Origin of the sequence: Polymorphospora sp. NPDC051019, assembly GCF_040683055.1 — a bacterium.
In the GTDB taxonomy this organism is placed as follows: Bacteria; Actinomycetota; Actinomycetes; order Mycobacteriales; family Micromonosporaceae; genus Polymorphospora; species Polymorphospora lycopeni.
In genome coordinates this window covers 423,081-443,067 of record NZ_JBFBCH010000002.1, presented here as the reverse complement: position 1 = coordinate 443,067, position 19,987 = coordinate 423,081, and the positions used below count along the sequence as shown (strand labels likewise).

At 72.8% G+C, this 19,987-nt stretch carries 15 protein-coding genes; 8 read left to right on the top strand and 7 right to left on the bottom strand.

The window, feature by feature from the left end; translation table 11 throughout:
* Positions 1-74: 74 nt before the first annotated feature.
* Positions 75-1,250, bottom strand: coding sequence for a PQQ-dependent sugar dehydrogenase (locus tag AB0M79_RS06125; protein WP_364208326.1), 1,176 nt, complete (start codon positions 1,248-1,250; stop codon positions 75-77).
* 199 nt (positions 1,251-1,449) lie between these two features.
* The gene (locus AB0M79_RS06120; protein ID WP_364208323.1) at positions 1,450-2,535 is read right to left on the bottom strand and encodes a hypothetical protein; all 1,086 of its coding nucleotides are present in this window, start codon (positions 2,533-2,535) and stop codon (positions 1,450-1,452) included.
* 213 nt (positions 2,536-2,748) lie between these two features.
* Between AB0M79_RS06120 and AB0M79_RS06115 the strand changes: the two genes are divergently transcribed.
* Positions 2,749-3,384 carry a GNAT family N-acetyltransferase gene (locus AB0M79_RS06115; RefSeq protein WP_364208320.1) on the top strand — a complete coding sequence of 212 codons (636 nt, stop codon included), beginning with the start codon at positions 2,749-2,751 and terminating at the stop codon, positions 3,382-3,384.
* 44 nt (positions 3,385-3,428) lie between these two features.
* On the opposite strand, the gene AB0M79_RS06110 is transcribed toward AB0M79_RS06115, so the two are convergent.
* From AB0M79_RS06110 to AB0M79_RS06100, 3 genes are read right to left on the bottom strand one after another with little or no spacing between them, the layout of a single operon-like run.
* Positions 3,429-5,771: an ABC transporter permease gene (locus AB0M79_RS06110; protein ID WP_364208317.1), complete on the bottom strand. Its 2,343-nt coding sequence runs from the start codon at positions 5,769-5,771 to the stop codon at positions 3,429-3,431.
* Positions 5,772-5,825: 54 nt separating this feature from the next.
* On the bottom strand, positions 5,826-6,545 hold the full coding sequence (locus AB0M79_RS06105) for an ABC transporter ATP-binding protein (RefSeq protein WP_364208314.1): 720 nt from the start codon (positions 6,543-6,545) through the stop codon (positions 5,826-5,828).
* Positions 6,542-7,066: a PadR family transcriptional regulator gene (locus tag AB0M79_RS06100; protein ID WP_357532732.1), complete on the bottom strand. Its 525-nt coding sequence runs from the start codon at positions 7,064-7,066 to the stop codon at positions 6,542-6,544. Before AB0M79_RS06100 ends, AB0M79_RS06105 begins: the two co-directional genes overlap by 4 nt.
* Positions 7,067-7,193: 127 nt before the next feature.
* On the opposite strand from AB0M79_RS06100, the gene AB0M79_RS06095 reads away from it, so the two are divergent.
* Together AB0M79_RS06095 and AB0M79_RS06090 are read left to right on the top strand one after the other, a co-directional pair.
* A complete protein-coding gene (locus tag AB0M79_RS06095) occupies positions 7,194-8,801 on the top strand; it encodes a hypothetical protein (protein ID WP_364208310.1) in 1,608 nt (535 codons plus the stop codon).
* 98 nt (positions 8,802-8,899) lie between these two features.
* The gene (locus tag AB0M79_RS06090; protein WP_364208307.1) at positions 8,900-9,826 is read left to right on the top strand and encodes a 2-hydroxyacid dehydrogenase; all 927 of its coding nucleotides are present in this window, start codon (positions 8,900-8,902) and stop codon (positions 9,824-9,826) included.
* Between the two features lie 19 nt (positions 9,827-9,845).
* Here the strand turns inward: AB0M79_RS06090 and AB0M79_RS06085 are convergent, their stop codons facing one another.
* Positions 9,846-10,220, bottom strand: a complete 375-nt coding sequence (locus AB0M79_RS06085) for a PH domain-containing protein (protein WP_357532728.1) — start codon at positions 10,218-10,220, stop codon at positions 9,846-9,848.
* Between the two features lie 129 nt (positions 10,221-10,349).
* Between AB0M79_RS06085 and AB0M79_RS06080 the strand changes: the two genes are divergently transcribed.
* Complete coding sequence (locus AB0M79_RS06080) at positions 10,350-12,995, top strand: EAL domain-containing protein (protein WP_364208303.1); 2,646 nt, start codon at positions 10,350-10,352, stop codon at positions 12,993-12,995.
* A gap of 21 nt (positions 12,996-13,016) precedes the next feature.
* On the opposite strand, the gene AB0M79_RS06075 is transcribed toward AB0M79_RS06080, so the two are convergent.
* Entirely contained in the window at positions 13,017-14,039 is a 1,023-nt protein-coding gene (locus AB0M79_RS06075; RefSeq protein WP_364208300.1) for a LacI family DNA-binding transcriptional regulator, read from the bottom strand.
* Positions 14,040-14,311: 272 nt separating this feature from the next.
* Between AB0M79_RS06075 and AB0M79_RS06070 the strand changes: the two genes are divergently transcribed.
* Genes AB0M79_RS06070 through AB0M79_RS06055 form a run of 4 tightly spaced genes read left to right on the top strand, consistent with a single transcriptional unit; the run spans position 14,312 to position 19,906 of the window.
* The gene (locus AB0M79_RS06070; protein ID WP_364208297.1) at positions 14,312-15,583 is read left to right on the top strand and encodes an extracellular solute-binding protein; all 1,272 of its coding nucleotides are present in this window, start codon (positions 14,312-14,314) and stop codon (positions 15,581-15,583) included.
* A complete protein-coding gene (locus AB0M79_RS06065; protein ID WP_364208294.1) occupies positions 15,580-16,515 on the top strand; it encodes a sugar ABC transporter permease in 936 nt (311 codons plus the stop codon). Before AB0M79_RS06070 ends, AB0M79_RS06065 begins: the two co-directional genes overlap by 4 nt.
* Entirely contained in the window at positions 16,512-17,420 is a 909-nt protein-coding gene (locus AB0M79_RS06060) for a carbohydrate ABC transporter permease (RefSeq protein WP_357532721.1), read from the top strand. Before AB0M79_RS06065 ends, AB0M79_RS06060 begins: the two co-directional genes overlap by 4 nt.
* Complete coding sequence (locus AB0M79_RS06055; RefSeq protein ID WP_364208291.1) at positions 17,417-19,906, top strand: glycoside hydrolase family 2 protein; 2,490 nt, start codon at positions 17,417-17,419, stop codon at positions 19,904-19,906. The genes AB0M79_RS06060 and AB0M79_RS06055 overlap by 4 nt, the downstream gene beginning before the upstream one ends.
* The last annotated feature ends 81 nt before the right edge of the window (positions 19,907-19,987 follow it).

Genomic DNA, 19,987 nt, shown 5'->3' with positions numbered 1-19,987 from the left:
CACATCATCACCCTGCCCACGCGGCGATCTTGTGAAACGAACGCGCGTCGCGCGCGAATCTCGGCTGCCCGTCGTCAGCTCTTACCCGCTCCGCCGCCGGAGAAGACCAACCGGAGGATGCGGTCGTCATCCGGCGCAGGCTCCCCCCGTCCGTCGTGATTGGAGGTGGTGACCCAGACCGACCCGTCCGGGGCGGTGACGGCGGTACGCAGCCGGCCGTACTCGCCGGTCAGCATCGCCCGGGGCTGCCCGAACACGGTGCCGGATCCGGTCAGTTCGACCAGCCACAGCCGTTCGCCGCGCAGACACGCCGCGATCAGCAGCCGCTCCAGCGCCGCGACGCCCGAGCACGACGACTCGTCGGTCCGCCAGGTGACCAGCGGATCGACAAATCTGGGGTCGCTGCCCCTGCCTTCCTTCTCGGGCCAGCCGTAGTTCTTACCCGGCTCGATCAGATTAATCTCGTCCCACGAACTCTGGCCGAACTCGGTCGCGTAGAGGCGGCCCTCGCCGTTCCAGGCGATGCCCTGCACGTTGCGGTGGCCGAGCGACCAGACCAGCGAGTTGGGGAACGGGTTTCCGGCGGCGGGCTTGCCGTCCGGCGTCATCCGCAGGATCTTGCCGCCGAGACTCTCCCGGTCCTGGGCCAGCCCGCGCTCCGACGCGTCGCCGGTGGTGACGTAGAGGAAACCGTCCGGGCCGAACGCGATCCGGCCGCCGTTGTGGATGCCGGACAGCGGGATGCCGGTGACCACCGGGGTCGGCTCGCCGCCGAGGGTCAGCCGGGCGACCCGGTTGTCGTCCTCGGTCGAGTAGTAGACGTACACCGTCTGGTCGGTGGCGTAGTCGGGCGACACGGCGATGCCCATCAGCCCGCCCTCGCCGGCCGCGTCGACCTCGTCGAGGGTCTGCACGGTGGTGACCTTGAGGCCGTTCGTGTCCGACTCCGGACCGACCTTCAGGATCTTGGCGGTGTCCCGCTCGGTGACCAGTGCCCCGCCGTCAGGCAGGAACGCCACCCCCCACGGCACGCGCAGTCCCTTGGCCAGCACCGTCGAGGCGACCTCCTGGCCGGCGCCGGCGGGCGGGGTCGCCGACACCGACGGGGTCGGGAACGTCGGCGGCTCGCCGGCCGGGTCCGGGGGCGGGTCGCCGAAGGCGCAACCGCTGGTCAGGAGGACCAGGGCGGCGACGGCGGCGACGGCCGCGCGGGTGCGGCCGACACGGGAGTACGGGGGACGGGCGTTCACCCCACCCACCCTATCCGGGTGACGCCCCGATCCCGTACGTCCCGTCCCGCCCTCCGCCCGCCGGGTCGGTCGCTCTCGCCCGGCGCTTCATGATCGCGCCGATCAAGGAGAAGTGGTCCGGCATTCGTCGCGTACCGGACGCGACTTCTCCTTGATCAGCGGGCCTGCCGGCCCCGGCGTGGGGCGGGCGCGGCGCGGGTCAGTCCTTGGAGGTGAAGGTGGACAGGAAGCGGTACGGCACCACGGTGCCGGCGTTGTTGAAGCAGATGATCGAGACGTTGGCGTCGAGTCCGACGTACGTCCACGGCCACGTCAGGTGGCAGTACTCGGGGCCGGTGCCCTGGGCGACCACCTGTGCGTGTGTCTCGGCGAAGGCGAGCTGGGGGTAGGTCAACTGCCAGATCGGCCCGCCGGACAGCGTGTTGAACCCGAAGCCGAGCAGATAGTTGAAGTTGGTCTGACCGGCGAACGGCGAGAAGTAACCGAAGTACTTCGGCGGCGCGAAGGAGCCGATCACCGACCGCTCGCGGTGGTACGACAGGTTGAATTCGGTGGCGGTCAGCACGCCGCCCTGGTTGAAACAGGTGACGATGGCGACGATGTCGAGCCCGCTGGGGCCCCAGTTACCGATCTTGCAGCGGCGCGGGGCACCGCCCGGGTTGATCGCCGTCACCTGGAGGTTGCCGGACGGGCCGGCGGTCCCCCCGACGCCCGCGAGGGTGACCTGGTACTGCCCGGGTGGGCCGGGAAGCACGCCGACGCCGCCCCCGGTCGAGTTGTACGCCTGCACGATGCCGCCGGCGGCGGTGGACCGTACGTAGGCGTGGGTGCCCTGGCTGACCGGGACGACGCCGGAACTCAACGTCCAGAGGATCGTGAACGCGGTGTCGGAAGGGCTGCCGCCGGGCGCGTGGCACTGCACGGTGACGAGCTGGTCGCCGCCGGCCGGGACCGAGCTGACCACCTCGCAGTAGTGCCCGGTGCGGTTGACCGGCGTCACGTGGACGATGCCGGGGACCGACGTGGCGAGCTGGGGGAACCTGACCTGGAACCGGCCGAGGGCGAGCTTGCCGCCCAGTGCCCACAGCCCCGGGAAGCCCGGCTTCCAGCTTCCCCACTGGCGGGTGGTGTTGAGGATGGACCAGGTGGGCACGGTCGGGTTGTCGACGAGGGCGAAGCCCCAGCGGTCGGCGGCGGCCGCCTGCGCCGGGGCGGCCCCGGTCGGTACGACGGCCACCAGTGCCGCGACGAGCGCGGCGGCGAGTATGAAGGGACGGATACGCATAACCACTCCCATCGAATGAGGTCGATTGGGAGTCGAGCATTACATTGTCAACTATCTATATCTGTCAGATCTTGCGCTCAGTCAGCATGGTGCCGAACCCGCCAACCGCCCCTATCCCGGGCCTCGACGCCACGATCCCGACCGCCGGCTGCCCCGGCGTCACAGCAGGCGGTACGGTCGGCGTCGCAGCACCGATCCCGGAAAGGGGAGCACGTGGCACGCTCGGGCCAGCGGCCCGCGCGGGTTCGCCGGGTGGGGCCGGAAGCCGTCGCCGACGTGTCGGCCGTGCTGGCCGAGGCGTTCGACGGCTACCCGTTCACCGGATGGACGGTCGCCGCCGACCGGCACCGGGACCGCCTCACCGGGCTGTTCCGGCTCACCGTCGAGCGGGTCGGCGTGCCGTACGGGGAGGTCTGGGCGGCCGACGGCGCCGACGGCCGGATCGCCGGCGCGGCCGTGTGGCTGTGGCCGGACCGGGAGATACCCGCGCCGGTGTGGGCCGGGCTCGCCCCGATGGAGGCGGAGTACGCCGGAGACCGCCGCGCGGCGATGGAACTGGCCGGCACCATCTCCGCCGAACTGCGTCCGGACAGCCCGCACCTGGTGCTCGCCACCGTCGGCGTACGGCCCTCCGCGCGTGGGCGGGGGATCGGGCCGGCGCTGCTCGCGCCGGCACTCGCCGAGGCGGACCGCACCGGCACACCGGCCTACCTGGAGACGTCGGCCCCGGCCAACCTCGACTTCTACCGCCGGCTGGGTTTCGCCGTACGGGCCCGGGCCCAGATCCCCGGCGGCCCCCAGGTCTGGGCGATGCACCGCCCTCCGGCCGTACCGCCCACCGCCACCTGAGCCGAAGCGGGCCTGCCGGGACCGGTCCCGGCAGGCCCACCCGCTCATTCCGTACGCAGCCCGTCCGGGCGCATCAGCCGCCACAGGACCGGCAGGCTCAGTACGGTGACCAGCAGCACCACCCCGGCGGCCACCCCGGTGATCTGGCCGATGCTGGTCCAGTCGATCCGGACCGAGAGGTCGACCATCGACATCAGCACCGCGCCGAGCCCCAGCCCCACACCGATCGCCAGGGCCAGCCCGAGCACCACCGGTACGGCGGTCTGCAACAGCACCGACCAGGTCAGCGTGCTGCGCCGGGTGCCGAAGGCGACCAGTACGGCGAGCAGCCGCTGACGTTCCCGGAGCTGCTCCAGGGTGGTCACGAGCATGCTGGCGCCGATCAGCAGCAGGGTCAGCACGGCGCCGACGAACAGGCCCAGCCGGATGTCGGCGAACCGGTCGTTCTCCCGCAACGCCACCCGCTCGATGACCGAGAGGTAGGGGCTCGCCTTGACCGCGGTGGTACGCAGGTGCTCGACGGCGTCCGGCTCGGCCGGGTCGAGGTTGACGTAGAACTCGACCCGGCCGTGTCGCAGGACGTCCGGCGGTAGTGCCTCCGGCGTCACGTACAGCCGGGCGGCGTCCTGTAGTGGTGAGTCCGGGTGCGCGGCGACCATCCGGGTGCCGGCGGGAATCGTCCACTCCGTCGCCGTACCGTCGCTCATCACGACCCGCTCACCCGGCTTCGGCGCCGGCGCGTCGGGGACCGGCTGGGCGGCTTCGCTCATGAAGACGTCCCCGGCGGCACAGCTTTCCAACCGGGCGAACTCGGCCAGCATGGCGCAGTCGCCGACGACCAGGTCCACCCCGGCCGGCAGGCCCCCCGGCGCGGGCTCGGCGACGCTGGCGGCGTACACGGTGCTGAAGCCGGAGACGTCGCGTATCCCGGTCGTCTCGCGCAACCGCCGGAGGGCCGACTCGGTCTCCGAGTGGCCGCCCAGGGACCAGCCCCACACCTGGAACTGGGCCCGCTCGGGGTCCTGCCCCGTCTCCTCCACGTAGTCGGCGCTCACCCCGGCGAAGAGCATCTGCAGGGCGATCGCGCCCGCCGAGGCGACCGCGATGCCACTGACGACGCGGGCCGACGTACCGCTGCTGAGCTGTAGCCGCCGGGTGGCGAGCTGCCACGGCACCGCGCCGCCCGACAACCGCCCGACCACCGCCTCGACCAGCCAGGGCAGCAGGACGGCCACGCCGATCAGCAGCAGCACCGCGCCGGCCGCGATCTGCGTCTCGTTGCCGCCCCCGGATTCCGCGTCGATCGTGCCGATCAGCGGGGTGAGCAGGGCCAGCCCGAGGACCGGGGGCACCAGCCGCCACCAGAGCCGGCGCCGGGTGCCGGCGGCGTGCCGGACCACACCGAGCGGTTCGATGACCACCCGGCGCAGGGCGAAGACGGTCACGGCCACCGCGGCGGCGGGTACGGCCAGCACGATGAGCAGGGCGAGCGGCAGGGTCGGCCGGATGTCACCGGCGAAAAGGGTCACGTCGGCGACGGTGACCAGCTCCACCAGTTGCCGCCCGGCGAAGAAACAGACGGCGCCGACGCCGAGCCCGAGGACCGACGCGAACGCCGCCTCACCGGCGGCGATCCGGCGGGTCATCGCGCCGTCCGCGCCGACCAGCCGCAACGCGGCGAGCCGTCGGTCCCGGCGGTCGCTGCCGGACCGTACGGCCGCGCCGATGAAGACCGCGACCGGCAACAGCAGTACGGCGAGGATGACCACGGTGAGCATGAGGAGGACCGGGTCCAGCCCCTCGCTGTCGTCCGGCGTCCCGAACCCGTCGATCCGGCGGGCGTGATCGGGGTCGAGGCTGTCGCTGCCCAGGTAGAACGCGTGCTCCAGCGCGCCGCCCAGCCCCTCGTCACCGATCGTGCCGACGATCCGGGCGTCGAGCCGCTCGCGCAGCAGGGCACCGTCCGGGCCGGTGAGCAGCTTTTCCAGGCTGGGGGAGACGACCATCTCGCCCGGACCGGGCAGTTCGGTCACCCCCGGCGGCCGGGGTGCGTCGGGCCCCTCGGGTTGCAGCATCCGGCCGTAGACGTGCTCGCCCCGGTATCTGGTGCCGACGTCGACGATCAGCAGCGTGTCGTCGCCGGCGGGCAGTTCCTGTTGGGTGAAGCGCAGGTCGGAGCGGGCGGAGGTGCGTTCCGAGCGCGCGTCGAGCATGTTGGGAATGGCGGCGGAGACCAGCAGCAGGGCCACGCCGAGCCCGACCCCGACCGCGGTCAGGACCGTACGCGTCCAGCCCTCCCGGCCGCCGCTGACCGCCAGCCGGCAACCGAGGAGCAGGTCGGTGATCCACCGCCCGACGCCGACCCTTCGCCTACTTCGCTCGGTCATGCGTCACCTCGCTTCGCCCGGTGGCCGCATGACCGGGGCAGAACCCGCGCTCGGTCATCGGCCCGTCAGCTCCATCTCGCGGGTCCGGCCGTCGCGCACCACGATCTCCCGATCCGAGTACGCCGCGACGCGCGGCTCGTGGGTCACCAGCACCACGGCGGCGCCGGTCTCCCGGGCGGCCTCGGTCAGCAGCGTCATGACCCGCTCGCCGTTGAGCGAGTCGAGGGCACCGGTCGGCTCGTCGGCGAAGACCACCCGTGGGCCGGTGACCAGCGAGCGGGCGACCGCGACCCGCTGGCCCTGGCCGCCGGAGATCTCGCCGGGGCGCTTGTGCGCGACGTCGGTGACCTCCAGCCGCTCCAGCCATTCGGTGGCCCGGCGTTCGGCCGCCCGGCGCCGGTGCCCGTCCAGCCGCAGCGGTAGGGCGACGTTTTCCAGGCAGGTCAGTTCGGGCACCAGTTGGCCGAACTGGAAGACGAACCCGAACTCGCTGCGGCGCAGCGCGCTGCGGGCGGCGTCCGACATGCCCGACAGTTCACGGCCGCGGTAGACGATCCGGCCGCTGTCGGGAGCGACGATCCCGGCCGCGCAGTGCAGCAGGGTCGACTTTCCGGAGCCGGACGGTCCCATGATCGCGACGACCTCGCCCGCGGCGAGTTCCATCGACGCGCCGGCGAGGGCGGTGGTGGGACCGAACGACTTGTGCAGGTCGACGGCGGTGAGCAGGGTCTCGCTCGGCAGGCTCCGGGCGCCCGCGTCGGTCGCGTGTTTCATGGCCGTACCTCCTGCGCGAGTTGGTCGAGGCGGGCGGCGGTGAGTTCGAGCCACCGCAGGTCGGCCTCGAGGTGGAACAGCGCGTAGTCGCAGATGAGGTGGTCGGGCAGGCCACCGTTGTTCTTGCGGCGGGTCAGTTCGCGCATGAGGCGCAGGTGTTCGGCCCGCTGGGTGTCGAGGATCTCGGCGGCGGGGCGTCCGGTCAGCAGCGCCAGCACGACCTTGGAGTAGAGGGTGTTCTGGAGGTAGAGGTCGGGCTTTTCGGGCTGGGCGAGCCAGCGTTGCACGTCGGTGATCCCGGCGTCGGTGATGGCGTACCGCTTGCGCTCCGGGCCGCCGCCGGGCTCCACCCCGTCGACCTCGATGAGGCCGTTCTTGAGCAGCCGGGAGAGGGTCGCGTAGACCTGCCCGTAGGCCAGTGGCCGGCCCTGGCCGAACCGTTCGTCGTATGTGCGCTTCAGGTCGTAGCCGTGCGACGGCCGAGACTCCAGCAGCCCCAGGAACGTCTGTCCGATTGCCATGGGGGGGACACTACACCACGCGTATACACCGTGCGTATACGTGTGGTGTGTACGGCGTTTTACCTGGTCGGTGGCGACTGCGGGGAGCGGCCCCCGCCGGGTCGGTAGCCGTGAAAGACTGCCCGGCATGGTCACCGAGCAAGCTCTCGCGCCCGCCCCGGTGACCAGCCGACGGTGGCGACCCACCCCCGTCGGGGTCGCGCTGGCCCTCGCCGTGGCCGGCGTCGGCTACCGCCTCGCGGTGCTCCTCGCGCAGGCCCCGCCGACCAACAGCGACGAGGCCACCACCGGCCTGGTCGCCCTCCACATGAGCCAGGGCCGGGAGTTCCCGCTCTTCTTCTACGGCCAGCACTACATGGGGGCGCTGGAGTCCTACCTGGCCACGCCGCTGTTCCTGCTGGCCGGGCCGTCGGTGCTCGCCGTACGCCTGCCCAACCTGCTGCTCTACACCGCCTTCCTGGCCCTGATGTGGCGGCTGACCAGCCGCCTCTACTCGCCGTGGCTGGCCGCCTTCACCGTCGGCCTGCTGGCGCTGGGCTCCGACCGGATCCTGAAGAACCAACTCGTGGCCGGCGGCGGCTATCCCGAGATGAATCCGGCCGGCGCCCTGCTGATGCTGCTCGCGGTCAACCTCGGCCTGGGCGTCGTACGCCGCCGCACCGCCGCGTACGCCGTCTTCGGTCTGGTCGCCGGCCTCACCCTCTGGGACGACTGGCTGGTCCTGCCGTACGTCGGCGCGGCCGGCCTGCTGCTGCTCGTGACCGGCTGGCGTGAGCTGCGGGGCCGCCCCGGCGCCGCGCTCGCGGCCGGGCTGGTGGTGGGACTGGTGCCGATCGTCGTCCACAACCTGACCGCCGCGCCGGAGCACCGGTCGCTGGCCGTCTACGCGAACCTCAGCGGTGGGGTCGACGCGTCCTGGCCGGACCGGCTCTTCGGCGGCGTGCTCTTCGGCCTGCCGATGGGCACCGGGCTGTGCGACCCCGGCCGCTGCGCGCCGTGGCAGCTCTTGTGGGGGGTGCCGGCGCCGGTCCTGCTGGTCGTCGCGGGCGTGCTCGCCTGGCGGGGACTGCGCCGGGCACCGGCCGGTGCCGGGTATGCCGGTCCCGGCCCGCGGTGGATCGTGCCGGCCGGCCGGCTCGCGCTCGTCGTGGCCGCGGCGCTGACCCTGCTCGCATACGCGTCCAGCGGCGCCGCCGGCAGCACGCCGGTGGAGAGCGCCCGCTACCTGTCCTGCCTGCTGATCTCCCTACCGGCCCTGCTCTGGCCGCTGTGGACGCTGGCCGCGCGCGGGCGGTGGCGGGTGGCCGGTCGCGTCACGCTGGCGGCCCTGGCCGCCACGATGGTCGCCGCGACGGCCGCACTCGTCGCCCACCTGCCGGCGTACGGCCGGCAGGCCGACGCCCGCGCGGAGCTGATCGCGGCACTCGACGAGCGCGGGATAACCCGCTTCTACGGCGGGTACTGGACCTGCCTGCCGATCACCCTCGCCACCCGGGAACGGATCGTGTGCGCGGTCATCGACGACGACCTGCGCCCCGGCTGGGACCGCTACGGCCCGCACCGGGACCTGGTCGCCGCCGCCCCCGACCCGGCGTACGTCCTGCCGGCCGGCGGCCCGGCCAGCCGGGCGGTCGGCGCGGCGATCGCCGCCGCGGGGGTGCCCTCGACGATCACGACCGTCGCCGGCCACGACATCCACCAGCCCGCCGGACGGGTCGGCCTGCCCCGCCGCTGACGACCCCGGTCGAACCGGTCCACCACCGCCTGCCGACCTGGCCGGCCGGGGCCGGCGGCCGGCGACTAGGGTCGGGTCATGATCACACGGGTGCTGTCGTGAAGGTCTGGGTCGCGCACGAGCACGGCGTCGGGCTGATGGGCGGGCTGCCGGACGGGGTCACGGTCGAGATCGTGACCGGCCCGGACCGGCTGCCGTCGGACCCCGCCGGGGTGTCGTTCTGGGTCCCGCCGTTCCTCGCCCAGGGCGGCACCGTACGCCTCGCGGAGAAGCTGCCCGACCTGAAGGTGGTGCAACTGCTCTCGGCCGGCGCCGACGCCTGGGTCGGCCGGCTGCCCGCCGGCGTCACGCTCTGCGACGCCCGGGGTGTGCACGACTCGTCCACGGCCGAGTGGGCGGTCACCGCGATCCTGTCGTACCTGCGCGCGTTCCCGCCGTTCATCCGGGCGCAGGCCCGCGGCGAGTGGGCGTACGCGGACTTCACCCCCACCGACGAACTGGCCGGCAAGCGGGTGCTGATCGTCGGCGCCGGCTCGATCGGCGCGGCACTGGCGGCCCGGCTGGCGCCCTTCGAGGTCGAGCTGACCCGGGTGGCCCGTACGCCCCGGCCGGACGAGGGCGTCCACGGGGTGGCCGACCTGCCCGCCCTGCTGCCCACGGCCGACGTGGTGGTGGTGATCGTGCCGCTGACCGACCAGACCCGGGGCCTGATCGACGCCGGGTTCCTCGCCGCGCTGCCGGACGGGGCGCTGCTGGTCAACGCGGCCCGCGGCCCGGTCGCCGACACGGCGGCCCTGGTGGCCGAACTGTCCACCGGCCGGATCGGCGCGGCGCTCGACGTCACCGACCCGGAACCGCTGCCGGCCGGCCACCCGCTGTGGACGCTGCCGAACGTGCTGATCACCCCACACGTCGCGGGTTCGGTGAAGGGCGTGCTCCCGCGGGCCTACCGGCTCGCCGGGGCCCAGTTGCGCCGGTTCGCCGGCGGTGAACCGCTGGTCAACCAGGTCGCCGACGGATACTGACACCCGCGCGGGCCGGCGGTCAGCCGGTCGCGTCGACCCGGTTGCCGCTCGCCTCGACGAGCCGGGGCAGGTCGGCGGCCCGGACCGCCGGCAGGCCGACCGCGTGCCCGTCGGCCAGCAGCACCATCGCCCGCCCGCGCCGGTCGGCGGCCAGTTCCCGGATCTGCGACCAGGCGATACGCCGGCCGCCGAGCAGCGCCCGGATCCGGATGCCGGCCGGATCGGCGTCGGTGCCGGCCCGCCACGCCCACATCGCCAGCGCGAGCGGCACCAGCAGGATCGGCGCGAGGAACCACGAGACGCTGGCCAGCGGGATCGCGCCGACGAATCCGACGATCGCCGCCACCAGGATCGCCTGCGGATAACGGAACTGGACTGGTCGGGCAGTGGTCACCCCACCATCCTGCCACCCGCCACGGCGCCGGGGCGTAACCTGGTCGCCGCACTCCTCGTTGACCCGTTGATAGGTGCGGTGCCGCCGCACCACGAAACCCTCGCCCCCTCCGCGAAGGTGACCGCCGCCGTGTCAGTGGAACCCCTCCTGCGTGCCCCCGCCCGCCCCGTGCCGATCCGCCTGGTGACCCTGTTCGCCCCCGCCGTCGTGGCGCCGTTCGCGATCGCGGCCGCCCTTTCCGGGGCGGTGTCCGTGCTGGTGGCCGTGGCCGCCGCCGTCGTACCGGTCGCCGCGGTCTGCGCCGCCCGCCTGATCCGGCTCGCGTTGTCCTTCCGGGCCATCGAGAAGCGGACCGGCGGGTGCCGGGGTGCCGGCCTGCTCGGCCTCGGCGTGCTCGCCACCGGCCTGACCGCCGCCGCCCTGCCGCTGGTGCCGACCGGCCGGCTGCCGTCGGTGGCGCTGGCGGGCCTTGCCGCCGCCACCGTGCTGAGCGTGCTCGGGCTGCTCCTCCTGCCCGGCGCGGCCGTCACCATCTCGGTCCGGCTGCGGCGCGGCTTCGACGGCCTGAGCATGGGCGCCAGCTTCGCCTTCGCCGGGTGGCTGCTGCATCCGGACGGGGCGACTCCCGGGACGGCGCTCGCGGCCGGGCTGGTCGCGGCGGCCGGGCTGTCGATCATCGTGATCACGGCACTGCGCGCGGCCCGCTTCCGGCGGGCCGCACTGCTTTCCGGCGCCGGGGCCAGCGCGACGGTACTCGGCATGACCATCCTCACCTGGCTGCTGGCGTACGACGCGCCGCCCGCCACGCTGCTGGCGGCCGGTGCCGTGCTGGCCGGCGCGCCGCTGCTGACCTGGATCGGGGCGTCGCGCACCGAGGTCGGCGGTCGGCCCCTGGCGCTCGGTGAGGCCGAGGGGAACTTCTCCGCCTACCCGCTGCTCACCGTGCCGGCCGTGATCGCCACCCTGGCCGCCGCATACCACCTGGTCGCCGTCGGGTCCTTCGACGTGACCTCGATCGTGCTCGGCCTCGCGGTGATCCCGACCCTGGTCGTGCGCGAGGTGCTCTCGGCCCTCGACGTCCGCCGGTACGCCCGCCGCCTCGCCGAACAGGAGGCGCACTTCCGGTCGCTGGTCTCCGGCGCCAACGACCTGACCCTGGTGGTCGGCGAGGACCTGTTGATCCGCTGGCAGTCACCGGCCGCGGCGCGCCTGTTCGGACTCTCCGACGCCGACGTCCTCGGCCGGGCGTTCCCCGAACTGATGCATCCCGACGACGCCGCCGACGTGACCTCGGCACTGACCGGGGTCCTCACCCGGCGGGCCGCCGACGGCGGTCGCCCGCCGCTGGTCACCGCCCGGCTGGTCGACGGGCACGGGGTGCTGCGCGACACCGAGTCGACCATCAGCGACCAGCGCGGCGTGCCCGAGGTGGGCGCGCTGGTGGTGCACGTACGCGACGTCGGCGAGCGCCGCCACCTCGAACGCACGCTGCACGAGATGGCGTTCACCGACCAGCTCACCGGGCTGGCCAACCGCCGCGAGCTGATGCGGACCATCGTCACCCAGCGGTCGGTGGCCGGGCACACCGGGGCACTGCTCGTCATCGACCTGCACGGCATGGCCGGTATCAACGACGTACGCGGCCGGGAGGTCGGCGACGCGGTGCTGATCGAGGTGGGGCGGCGGCTGCGGGCCACCATCGACCGTGACGACGTCGCCGCCCGGCTGGCCGGTGACGAGTTCGCGATCGTCACGGTCGAGGGGCCGATGCTGGCGTACACCCTGGGCACCCGGCTGCTCGCCGCCCTCACCGAGCCCTACCAGTTGCCGGGCGCGGTCGTGCACCTGCACCTGAGCATCGGCCTGGCCGAGCTGGCCGGCGGGGACGGCGTCGACGACGTGCTGCGCCGGGCCGACCTGGCCCGCCGCCGGGCCCGGCAGCTCGGCCGCAACCGGATCGAGTGGTACGACGCGTACCTCGAGGAGCAGCTGGTCCGCCGGATGGACCTCGAACGGGAGCTGTCCGGTGCCGCCGGACGGGGCGAACTCGACCTGGTCTACCAGCCGGTGCTGGGCCTGCACGACGGTCAGCCGGTCGGGGTGGAGGCGCTGCTGCGCTGGCGCAGCCCGGCGCTGGGCACCGTGCTGCCGGCCGAGCTGCTGCCGGTCGCCGAGGACCTGGCCATCGCCGTCGAGATCGGACGGTGGGTGCTGGACCGGGCGTGCCGCCAGCTCGCCACGTGGTCGCACCCGAGCCGCCCGCTGTGGATGGCGGTGAACGTGACGCCGCACGAGCTGGCCGCGCCCGACTTCGTGTCGACCGTGGCGGCCACCCTGGCCGCCCACCACCTGGCCCCGGAGCAGCTCGTCGTCGAGGTCGCCGAGGCCCGGGTCGCCAGTGACGTGCCGACCGTGGTCACCCAGCTCGCCGGCCTGCGGGCGCTCGGCGTACGGACCGCGCTCGACGACTTCGGCGCCGGCCAGGCGTCGCTGGCCCAGCTCCGCCGGCTGCCGGTCGACATCCTCAAGATCGATCGGGCCCTGGTGGCGGATTCCGGCCGGGGCACGCAGAGCAAGCCCCTGATCGACGTGGTGGTCAGCCTCGGCCGCCGGCTCGGGCTGGAGATCGTCGCCGAGGGGCTGGAGACCGACGGGCAGGTCGACCAGGCGCGTGCCGCGGGCTGCCGCTACGGGCAGGGCTTCGCGCTGTCCCGCCCGGCGCCGGCCGAGCGGATGGAGGCGTTCCTGGAGTCCTTCCAGTCCCCGTCCCTGTGAGCTGATCCGGCCGGGGGCCGGTCAGGTGTCGCGGGGCGGGGGACCGGTGCTGCCGCGTGGTGTCAGGTGGGCGGTCTGGTCCTGGAAGTCGTCGACCGGGTCGCCGGCGACGACGGCGAGCAGCCGGCGGGCGGCGTTCGCGCCGTACGCCGGGATGTCGCGGCCGAGTGCGGTCAGCGCGGGGTGGACGAGCTGGCACAGTGCCGAGTCGTCCCAGGCCACGATCGACAGGTCGGCGGGTACGGACAGCCCCATCTCCTGGGCCACCGCGAGGCCGGCGATGGCCATCACGTCGTTGTCGTAGAGGATCGCGGTCGGCCGCTCCGGCGAGCTGAGCAGCCGCCGGGTCGCCCGCCCGCCCTCCTCGCCGGTGTAGTCCGACGGCACGGTCACCGCCCGCGACAGCCCGAGCCGGGCGCACAGGTCGGTGAAGGCGCGGGTGCGGATCTCGGTGTGCAGCAGGCCGGGCAGGCCGCCGACCCGGGCGATCCGGTGGTGTCCCAGCGCGACGAGGTATTCGACGGCCTCCACCAGCGCCGCCCCGTCGTCGCACCACACGTTGGCCAGGGTGCCGGTGTGGCCGGGGCCGCCGATCACCATGGCCGGCAGTTGCAGCCGTTCGAGGACCGGGATCCGCCGGTCGTCGACGCGTAGGTCGCAGACGAACACGCCGTCGACGCGGCGTTCGCCCCACCAGCGCCGGAAGACCGCGATCTCGGCCTCCGGGTCGGCGACGACCTGGAGGGTCAGGGCGTACGACCGGGCGGACAGTTCCGCCTCGACGCCGCTGATCAGCTCCATGAAGAACGGTTCGATGCCGAGGGTGCGGGCCGGCCGGCAGAGGGTGAGCCCGACGGCGTTGGCGGCGGCGCCGGACAGGGCGCGGGCGGCGCTGTTGGGGTTGAAGCCGATCTCCTGCGCGATCGCGATGATCCGCTGCCGGGTGGCGGCGGAGACCCCGGGCTGGCCGTTGAGCGCGTAGGAGACGGCGCCCTTGGAGACCCCGGCCCGCCGGGCGATGTCGGCGATCGTCGGCCGTTTCACCGGTCTCCTCTCGGTGTCGCGGGCGGCCGGGCCGTCGACGGCCCCGGCACCGGGCGGGCCCATCAGGTTACCGGTCCGGGGCGGCCCGGCCCACCGGTCAGTTGACCTTTCTCGGTTAAGCAGTGATGGGACCGAGGCAGGTTACCAGTTCGGCATGCACAGGACACAGGATTGACATGTTCCGATGCCGCCCGTACGGTGTCGTCACTTATCCGGTTCAGTCAACGCTCCTCGATCTTGGGAGCGTTCCCATGATGTGCTCGGAGGATGACATGAAACGATCCCGGATCGTCCGGATGGCCGCCGCCGGCATGGCCGGCCTGCTCCTGTTCACCGGATGCAGCGGCAACAGCGGTGGTGGCGGCGACGGCACCGTCACGCTGAAAATCAACTTCTGGGGCGACTTCGGCCTCGACGAACTGAAGGGCCGCTACGAGGCCGCGAACCCGAACGTCCGGATCAGCCTCAACACCGGCGAGTACAACGCCCAGCACGAGGATCTCCAGAAGAAGCTGATCGCCGGCTCCGGCGCCCCGGACATCGCCGCCATCGACGAGGGCTTCGTGATCCAGTTCCGGGGCCAGGCCGACAAGTTCGTCAACCTGCTCGACCAGGGCGCCGGCCAGTACCAGGAGCGCTACCTGCCCTGGAAGTGGCAGCAGACGCTGTCGCCCGACGGCGCCACCCAGATCGGGCTCGGCACCGACGTCGGCGGGCTCGCCATGTGCTACCGCACCGACCTGTTCGCCGCGGCCGGGCTGCCGACCGACCGCGACCAGGTGTCGGCGCTCTGGCCCACCTGGGACGCGTTCATCGCCACCGGCCAGACCTACACCGGCCGGACCGGCCGCAAGTTCATCGACGCCGGCACCAACATCTTCAACCCGGTGCTCGGGCAGCAGCCGGTCGGCTTCTACGACCAGAGCGAGACGCTGCGGATGGAGGGCGGCCCGAAGGTGGCGTTCGACGTGGCCGCCAAGGCGATCGGCGCCGGGCTCTCGGCCGACCTGGCCGCCTTCTCCCCGGAGTGGAACGCCGGCTTCGTCAAGGGCGACTTCGCGGTGCTGGCCTGCCCCGCCTGGATGCAGGGACACATCCAGAACACCGCGCCGGACACCAGCGGCAAGTGGGACATCGCCGCGATCCCCGGCGGCGGCGGCAACTGGGGCGGCTCCTTCCTGACCATCCCCAAGCAGGGCAAGAACATCGACGAGGCGTACAAGTTCCTGGAGTGGCTGATCCAGCCCGAGCAGCAGATCGAGATCTTCAAGAAGGTCGGCAACCTGCCCTCGCAGCCGGCGCTCTACGACGACCCGGCGATCCGCGACTTCACCAACCCGTTCTTCGGCAACGCCCCGGTCGGCCAGATCTTCAGCGGCACCGCCGAGAACCTCACCCCGCAGTACCTCGGCCGGCGTAACGGGCCGACCCGGGTCGCGGTGGAGAACGTGCTCAACCGGCTCGCCAGCGGCGACCTGAAGGGCAAGGCGGCCGACGCGTGGACCGAGGCGGTCAAGGAGGCCCAGAAGGCGGCGGAGGCGTGACGACCCAGCCGCACGGCTGGCGCAACCGGCTGCTCCGCTTCGACCTGCGCTACACCCCGTACCTCCTGATCGCGCCGTTCTTCCTGCTCTTCGGGGTCTTCGGGATCTTCCCGATCGTCTTCAACGGGGTCGTCGCGCTGCGCCACTGGCGGCTCGACGACCCCACCCTGACAGGCTGGGCCGGCTGGGCCAACTTCGAGCGGCTGCTGGCCGACGACGCGTTCTGGAACGCCCTGCTCAACACGTTCGGCATCTTCCTGCTCTCGACGGTGCCGCAACTCACCCTCGCCCTGATCGTGGCCGGGCTGCTCAACCGCGGGCTGCGGGCGCAGACCTGGTTCCGGGTGGGCGTGCTGCTGCCGTACGTCACGCCGCTGACCGCCTCGACGCTGATCTTCGCGGTGGTGTTCGCCCGGGACACCGGGGCGGCCAACTGGGTGCTGTCGGTGTTCGGCATGGCCGAGCCGATCGACTGGCGGGCGGCGAAGTGGTCGTCGTGGATCGCCATCGCCACGATGGTCAACTGGAAGTGGATCGGCTACAACGCGCTGCTCTACCTGGCCGCGATGCAGTCCATCCCGCGCGACGTCTACGAGGCGGCGGCGGTCGACGGGGCGGGGCCGTGGCGCCAGCTGTGGCGGATCACCGTACCGATGATCCGGCCGGTGGTGATCTTCACGGTCATCCTGTCCACCATCGGCGGGCTGCAGCTCTTCACCGAGCCGATGCTCTTCCAGCAGAACACCGCGGCCGCCACCGGCGGCGCCAACCGGGAGTGGCAGACCATCGCCCTGCTGATCTACCAGGTCGGCTGGAAGGACCTCAACCTCGGGTACGCCGCCGCGATGTCCTGGGCGCTGTTCCTGATCATCATCGTGGTCGCCGTGCTGAACGCGGTCGTCACGAACCGGCTCGGAGGAGGCCGCCGATGACGACCGTCACGACGCGCAAGCCCGACACCCGCAGGTCCGGCGACCCCGGCGGGGCCGGACCGGCCGGGCGGGCACCACGGCACCGGGCCGCCGGTTTCTGGAGCTACCTGTTCCTGTCCGTGGTGATCCTGTTCTCGGCCTTCCCGATCTACTGGATGTTCGTCGTCGCCACCAGCACCGACGCCGCCCTCGCCGAGATCCCGCCCCGGGTCGTGCCCGGCGGGATGCTGCTCACCAACCTGCGCGAGGTCTTCTCGATGCAGGACGTGTACTTCGTGCAGTCGCTGGCCAACAGCGCGATCGTGTCGGGCGTCGTGACGTTCTCGGTGCTGTTCTTCTGCTCGCTGGCCGGGTTCGCCTTCGCCAAGCTGCGGTTCCGGGGCCGCAACGCGCTGATGGTCTTCGTCGTCCTCACCCTGACGGTGCCCAACCAGCTCGGCGTCGTCGCCCTCTACATCCTGATGGGGGAGATCGGCTGGAACGGCACCCTGCTCGCGGTCATCGTGCCCGGTCTGGTCAGCGCGTTCGGCGTCTTCTACATGCGACAGTTCACGATGGAGGCCGTACCGGACGAGCTGATCGAGGCGGCCCGGATCGACGGTGCGACGACGATGCGGATCTGGTGGAGCGTCGTGCTCCCGGCGGTGCGGCCGGCCCTCGCGGTGCTCGGCCTGCTCACCTTCGTGGCCACCTGGAACGACTTCCAGTGGCCGCTGATCACGCTGGGCGGCACCGACTACCCCACCTCGATGGTGGCCCTGTCCGACCTGGCCAGCGGCAACTACGTGCTCTACCGCCGGGTGCTCGCCGGCGCGCTGGTGGCCACGCTGCCACTGCTCGTGATGTTGTTCATCGGTGGACGTCAGATCGTCCGAGGAATCATGGAAGGCGCGGTGAAGTCTTGACCCACGGTGCGAACGCGGCGGGCCTGCGACCGCTGCACGACGGCTGGACCCTGCGGGCGGTGCCCGGCGGCGGCGACCCCGGAGCCGGTGTGCCCGAGGAGGTCGCCGGCGCCGTCCTGCCGGCCACGGTGCCCGGCTGCGTGCACACCGACCTGCTCGCCGCCGGTCGCATCCCCGACCCGTACCTCGACGACAACGAGACCCGGCTGGCCTGGATCGGGCACACCGACTGGATCTACGAGACGACGTTCACCGCCGGGCCGGCCGCCGGCCGCGCCGACCTGGTCTGCGCCGGGCTGGACACCGTCGCGACGGTCACCCTCAACGGCGTCGAACTGGGCCGCACCGCCAACATGCACCGCGGCTACCGCTTCGACGCCCGCCCCGCGTTGCGGGCCGGCGACAACACCCTGCGGGTACGGTTCGACTCCGCCTACCGTTACGCGCTGGCCCGTCGCGACGAGTTGGGGGAGCGGCCGAACTCGTATCCCGAGCCGTTCAACTTCATCCGCAAGATGGCCTGCAACTTCGGCTGGGACTGGGGGCCGACCCTGGTCACCGCCGGCATCTGGCAGGGCATCGGGCTGCACACCTGGCGGGTCGCCCGACTGGCCCACGTACGTCCACTCACGACGGTCGAGGCCGGCGCCGGGCGGGTCGAGGTGCACGTCGGGATCGAGCGGGCCGACCCCGGCACCGGCCCGCTCACCGTACGCGCCACCGTCGCCGGTGCCACCGGCGAGACCACGGTCGACGCCGGCCGGGACACCGCCGTGCTGACCCTGACCGTCGCCGACCCGGAACTGTGGTGGCCCCACGGGTACGGCGAACCGACCCGGTATCCGCTGGAGGTGACCCTGCACGCCGCCGACGGCGACCCGCTGGACGCCTGGCAGCGGCGGATCGGGTTCCGCACCGTACGCCTCGACACCACCGCCGACGCCCACGGCAGCGCCTTCACCCTCGTCGTCAACGACGTGCCGGTCTTCGTCCGCGGCGTCAACTGGATCCCCGACGACGTCTTCCCGACCCGGGTAACCCGGGAGCGCTACGCGCAGCGGCTCGCCCAGGCCCGCGACGCCAACGTCAACCTGATCCGGGTCTGGGGCGGCGGCCGCTACGAGTCCGACGACTTCTACGACCTCACCGACTCCCTCGGGCTGCTGGTCGAGCAGGACTTCCTCTTCGCCTGTGCCGCCTATCCCGAGGAGGAGCCGTTCGCCACCGAGGTCGCCGCCGAGGCCCGCGAGCAGGTCACCCGGCTGGCCAGCCACCCGAGCCTGGTCATGTGGGTCGGCAACAACGAGAACATCTGGGGCTGGCACGACTGGGACTGGCGGGAGCCGCTGGGCGACCGGAGCTGGGGTGCCGGGTTCTACTTCGACCTCCTGCCGGCCGTCGTCGCCGAACTCGACCCGACCCGGCCGTACTGGCCGGGCAGCCCGTGGTCCGGCGACCACGACCGGCACCCCAACGACCCGGCCCACGGCAGCACCCACATCTGGGACGTGTGGAACACCGACGACTACGTCCGCTACCGGGAATACGTGCCCCGGTTCGTCGCCGAGTTCGGCTACCAGGCCCCGCCTGCGTACGCGACCCTGCGCCGGGCGCTGCGCGACGATCCGCTCGCCCCCGACTCGCCCGGGATGCGGCACCACCAGAAGGCCGCCGACGGCGACGCCAAGCTGCGCCGTGGCCTCGACGCCCACCTGCCCGCGCCCCGCGACTTCGACGACTGGCACTACCTCACCCAGGTCAACCAGGCCCGTGCCATCACGCTCGGGGTCGAGCACTTCCGGTCGCACCGGCCGGTCTGCATGGGCACGATCGTGTGGCAGCTCAACGACTGCTGGCCGGTCACCTCCTGGTCGGCCGTCGACGGCGACGGGCGCCGCAAACCCCTGTGGTACGCCCTGCGCCGCGCGTACGCCGACCGGCTGCTCACCGTCCAGCCGCGCGACGGCGTACCGGCCCTGGTGGCCGTCAACGACGGCGGGCGACGCTGGACGGCCCGGGTGACGGTCGCCCGGTACGGGCTCGACGGCGAACCACGGGCGAAGGCGGTCGTGGAGCTGGACGTGGCGCCGTATGCGACGGCGACCGTGCCGCTGCCGGCGGACCTGGCCCAGCCCGGCGACCCCCGGCGCGAACTGCTGGTCTGTGCCAGCGGTGACCTGCGGGCCTGGTGGTTCTTCGCCACCGACCGGGAGATCGCCTACCCGCCGGCGGCCTACGACACGGCCGTCGAGCCGGTCGACGGCGGCCTGCGGCTGACCGTGACCGCCCGTACGGTGCTGCGCGACCTGACCGTGCTGGCCGACCGGCTCGACCCGGCGGCCGTCGTCGACGACGCGTTGGTCACCCTGCTGCCGGGCGAGTCGGTGGGCTTCACCGTCCGTACGTCCCGACCGGTGGACCCGGCCGCCCTGGCCGCCCGTCCGGTTCTACGCTGCGTCAACGACCTCACCGCCGGCACGGTATGAACCCGTCCGTTCGGGAACACGGTGTGACCAGGTCAGGGGCCGGGACGACCGGCGGCCTGCGTCGTAGGTCGTGACGGATCG